The organism is Sphaerospermopsis kisseleviana CS-549, from assembly GCF_028329225.1.
Classification (GTDB): domain Bacteria; phylum Cyanobacteriota; class Cyanobacteriia; order Cyanobacteriales; family Nostocaceae; genus Sphaerospermopsis; species Sphaerospermopsis kisseleviana.
Genome location: NZ_JAQMTI010000312.1, coordinates 1 through 5005, shown reverse-complemented (window position 1 = coordinate 5005; position 5005 = coordinate 1). Strand labels below are relative to the sequence as shown.

Genomic DNA, 5005 nt, shown 5'->3' with positions numbered 1-5005 from the left:
CAGGCTATTTTCCTCTAAGGGCGAAGCATTCGGGCGATAAATTATCAATTTTCTGAACAGGCTATTTTCCTCTAAGGGCGAAGCATTCGGGCGATAAATTATCAATTTTCTGAACAGGCTATTTTCCGAATGCTTCGCCCCTACTTCGCCCCTACTTCGCCCCTACAGGAGTCAGGAGTACAACCCTTTTTTAGTAAGAGTTTCATGATTAATTGATTTCCCAACCACGCTGTCTACGGCTACATATCTATAGTGACGTTAAAAACCCCTCTTCTGTTGCTTACAAGTGGCCGGATAACCGAACTTATCAAGCTACCCCAATGGAGGGATGTCACGAATTTATAAGAGTTCAGGAGTTCAGGAGGCAGAAGACAGAAGGCAGAAGGCAAGAAGTAATATCTTATTTTCCCCAATCACCAATCACCAATCACCAGTCACCAATCACCAATCACCAATCACCAGTCACCAATCACCAATCACCAATCACCAATCACCCTTGAATTACTAAAAACCTAAGTCAGCTTTAGCGAGTTCTGCGGCCGCAAAAACTTCTGCATCTGACTTTTCTTCCCAAACTTGATCACCAATTTCCCCATAAAACACCGTATCATAGGGACGTGTACGCACTACTACTGGCATGGGTACGGCATGACCTAAAATTAAAGCTTGTTGTTTAGAATCTAACTTAGATAAGACTGAACGCAAAGCTACCCCACCCGATACACCTGTAAAAATAGCATCAATATCTTTCTCGTCGTTAAGTAAAGCAGTGATGCGAGTACCAATTTGGGACATAACTTCATTATCTATCCCAGACGGACGCTGATCAACTACCAAAAGTGTTACAAAATATTTCCTCAGTTCCCTAGCTATAGTCCCAAAGATGGTACTTTGAACCACTGCGGGATCAAGAAAACGATGGGCTTCTTCTATTGTAATCATTAATGGTGTTGGCCGATCCAAGGGATTTTTGCTTTGCAGAAATTTATCTGCTCTTTTGACATAATGCTCATGTATACGTCTGGTGATCATATTCGTCACTAACATATAAGAGAGCATATTTGACTGTGAACCAAATTCTATCACTACATTTTTGCCAGCTTCCAAAGATTGTACTATTTTTTTAATATAGTTCTGGGGACAAACTGCCCGCATATATTTTAAACTATCTAAACGCAATAATTTACGCTGCAAAGAAGTGATTGAGCCTGGATGTCCTGGCTTGTCTTCACAAAACATTTTAATATCCTCACTGGTCATGTTGAACAATTGAGGAATCCAAGATTTACCTAACTCATTACATAAGATATTGGCATTGTCTAAAGCTGCTTCGGTAATACCTAACTCTCTAGCACATAATTTAATATCTTCGACTTCTATTTGTTCATAACTTAAATATAGTTCTTGTGCATCCCTGACACCTCTACGCTTGGTTGATTCTGGATCAAGAGTATAAACTTCGACTTTACCAGGAAATAACTGTTTTAAACCTTTAACCGTGTTAACTTCTTTACCTTCTGCCACTGCTTCCCAGCCATATTCTGAGTGCATATCAAAAATTAAGTTAACAGCGGCATTTTTACGAATCACACCGGCTAAAAGTAAGCGTGTCAGAAACGATTTACCAGTCCCAGATTTACCAAAAACGCCATTACTTCGTTCCACAAAACGGTTTAAATCAATACAAATCGGTACATCCATATCTAAGGGTTTACCGATAGAGAAGTTGTTTCTGTGGGGGTCATCTTCCCAACCAAACACCCGCCGAAAATCCTCTTCATTAGCTTCGTAAACTTGGCTAAAATGACTAGGTATAGTTTTTACAGGTAGCAATTCCATTGTAGTGCTGGTTTGAGGTTGGAAAGAAGCTAAACCTGTAGCAGATGGTACAAAGGTATTGAAAGATTTACCGTTAACAGAGAAAAAAGATTCATTGGTTTCCGGGGTAAACATCAACATGGGTGCGAGGTTGATCATCCCATAAGTACCGCTTCCCGCTAAAATCTCCCGTAAAAAAGTATCTTCCCAACCAGGGGGGTTAGCGATAATTCGCGCATTTGCTGTTCCTAAAGATACATCTGTTAGCATACAGAAAAAACGCGATCGCACCCCTTGAACTACAAGAAATTTACCTACCCGCATATCTTCTACAGAGATATCCGGGTGTAATCTTACTTCTAAACCTCCAGTGAGAGAACCTTCAATAACTGAACCTAATGGTTGTCCTGAATTCATTTTAGATAGGTAATTGGGAATTGGTAATTGGTAATTGGTAATTGGTAATTGGTAATTGGTAATTGGTAATTGGTAATTGGGAATTGGGGAATTGGTAATTGGGGATTGGTAATTGGTAATTGGTAATTCGGTTATTCATCTTCCCAGTCACCAGTCACCAGTCACCTATCACCTATCACCTATCACCAGTCACCTAAATTAATCAATTTCTATCGAAGTAGGTGCGCTTCCGGTAGCGGGGGGTTTACCTGTTAAGGGTTTTCTGAATTGTTCATAGAGGCGATCGCGCCAGGTGAAAAATGGTTCATAATCAGGATTATCGGCTAAAATTGGTAATCCTTTACCTCTGAGAGATTCTGGTAAATCCAAATAAGGACCTTGTGGAAACTTCAATAATATTGATAATCCTGCAACTGCTAAATCAGCTATAGTGGGTTCATCTCCCAACAGATAAGGACTATCTGCTAATAGTTCTGTGAGGATTTCTAAATCTTGTTTTAAACTAGCGATCGCAGAATTTATGATATCAGGAGTAAAACCCACCCCAAAACCCAAGACATTGAGAAAATCACCTGGTACACCTTCAACCACAGATTTCAAAATATCTGGTGTGGAGACTGGTAATAAAGATTTGCGGAAATTTTGATCTTGACTGATCGCAGCAAACAAAGCTTTTCTACCCTTAATTCCCATTGTCTCATCTGCCCAATCTTCTAATAATAACGCCTGAGCGCGTTTTTTCTTATCCTTTGGTATCAGTGGACGATCTGGGTATTCCGAGTCTAAATACTTAGCAATTTCCGTTGAATCTACAATATATCTATGTCCATCCTTTAATACTGGTACTTGTTTCTGACCAGTCAAACGAAACAATTCTACTTGTCCAATTCCGGGAGTGACTTCAATTTTGCGATACTCTAAGCCTTTATAATCAAGGCATAGACGCACTTTTTCTGAATATTGAGATAGTTCCCACTGATATAATTCCAGCATATTCTCTTCCGTGCTAACTAACTTATTTATCTATTTTACAATTCTATCTTGAGTTTAAGTAATTTTTCTAGTAACTATTCAGTGTGTGATTGATGTAATTTTTGGGATTACTTGAAAATTGAGAATTTATAATTATCTGCTAATGGGTATTTTAACTCTCCATGAAACAGCTTTGACTACAGAGGCGGTTAACACTAATCATTTTTCATGAAAAATCATGAAACCATAAAAATCATAAAATTTAAGTATGGTGATTTATTATAATATTTTGAACCACTCCAAAACAATTAATATTTACATTTTTTGATAATTATAATTATGCAAACAAAATTAATCTTACCTATTGAGTGAAAACAAAAATGTCCGTCTTTCTTCACTGATAACTGTAAATATTTCAAGAGGACAATTTATTATTATAATTATCTAATTTTATGTCTGAGTAAAATTAGATGTGTTTAAAAAGTATAGTTGCCCATAAATAACTGGTAGATGCGACGATAATTCAGACAGATCAACAACGTACAACAAACCGTCATCCCCAAAATGCTAATAGTAGGCATTAGCTGATATAGGAATCCTATTTAATTATTGAACAATAATCCGTACAACCAATTCCCTATTCCCTTGGTTTAATGAAATGTTATAAGTTTTTATGTAACTTGTCAAAAATAAAGACAAAAAAAACTTATGAAGGCTAATTACAGCAAATTATTGACCAATATCGCTGGAATACTGGGAGTAACAGGAGTTAATCTCCTGATTACTTTACCATCTAGAGCAGAAGTAGTGCCAAATCATGATGCCAACATCAAAATTACAACAATTACAACAATTACAACACAGATAGCCCAGTCTAGCGGCGATGGAGTGCTGAATCCTAGACCAAGTATTTTCAACGAACCTCCCTACAACCGTGGTACTGCACCTAGCGAAACTCCAAGAGTCACACCACCAACCAGAAACAGACCTGGAACTTCAACACCAGCTACTCCCAGCACCAAACCAACCCAGACCACAGAAACCAAAAACGTTGTAGAAGTTGCTGAATCAGCAGGTAATTTTAAAACCCTCATCAAAGCTTTAGAAGCGGCTGGACTTAAAGAAACTTTGCAAGGTCCTGGACCATTTACAATTTTAGCGCCCACAGATGAAGCCTTTGCCAAACTACCACAGGACGCGGTGCAGGATTTGTTAAAGCCAGAGAACAAAGAGATTTTGGTGAAAATCTTAACTTATCATGTCATACCAGGTAGAGTTCTTTCTAGTGATTTAAAATCTGGAGAAGTCACCAGCTTACAAGGAGACCCCATTAAGGTTCTAGTCAATCCTTCTAAGGGAGTATCTGTGAATGATGCTCAAGTAACAAAAGCAGATATTCCAGCAAGTAACGGTGTAATTCATCAAATTGATAATTTGATTTTGCCACCAAGTCTGTAAAATCAACCCCTTGCAAATACAGCAGAAGTCAGGAGTCGTAGGGGCGAAGTAGGGGCGAAGCCTGCCTGTCGGCAGACAGGCATTCGGAAAATCACCTGTTGATAAAATTGATAATTTATCGCCCGAATGCTTCGCCCTTACAGGAAAATCACCTGTTGATAAAATTGATAATTTATCGCCCGAATGCTGATGCTTCCAGCACGCTTCGCGAACGCCCTTAAAGGAGTCAGAAGTCAAGAGTTATTTATTTTGAATTTTGGCTGCAAGGATTTTGGATTGTTTTTCTCAACTCCAATCTAAAATCTAAAATCTAAAATCTAAAATCTAAAATCTAAAATCT

5 protein-coding genes are annotated in these 5005 nt (G+C 38.3%); 2 read left to right on the top strand and 3 right to left on the bottom strand.

The annotated features are described in order from the left end of the window. Positions 1-212 precede the first annotated feature (212 nt). The gene (locus PN497_RS23935; protein ID WP_272110965.1) at positions 213-500 is read left to right on the top strand and encodes a hypothetical protein; all 288 of its coding nucleotides are present in this window, start codon (positions 213-215) and stop codon (positions 498-500) included. Positions 501-504: 4 nt separating this feature from the next. Here the strand turns inward: PN497_RS23935 and PN497_RS23930 are convergent, their stop codons facing one another. From PN497_RS23930 to PN497_RS23920, 3 genes are read right to left on the bottom strand one after another with little or no spacing between them, the layout of a single operon-like run. Next, positions 505-2235, bottom strand: coding sequence for a helicase HerA domain-containing protein (locus tag PN497_RS23930; protein WP_096566164.1), 1731 nt, complete (start codon positions 2233-2235; stop codon positions 505-507). A gap of 1 nt (position 2236) precedes the next feature. Then, positions 2237-2386 carry an alpha/beta hydrolase gene (locus PN497_RS23925; protein WP_272110963.1) on the bottom strand — a complete coding sequence of 50 codons (150 nt, stop codon included), beginning with the start codon at positions 2384-2386 and terminating at the stop codon, positions 2237-2239. Positions 2387-2433: 47 nt separating this feature from the next. After that, positions 2434-3228: a glutathione S-transferase gene (locus tag PN497_RS23920; RefSeq protein WP_096566169.1), complete on the bottom strand. Its 795-nt coding sequence runs from the start codon at positions 3226-3228 to the stop codon at positions 2434-2436. Positions 3229-3915: 687 nt separating this feature from the next. Between PN497_RS23920 and PN497_RS23915 the strand changes: the two genes are divergently transcribed. Beyond that, positions 3916-4665, top strand: coding sequence for a fasciclin domain-containing protein (locus PN497_RS23915; RefSeq protein WP_096566171.1), 750 nt, complete (start codon positions 3916-3918; stop codon positions 4663-4665). Positions 4666-5005 lie beyond the last annotated feature (340 nt).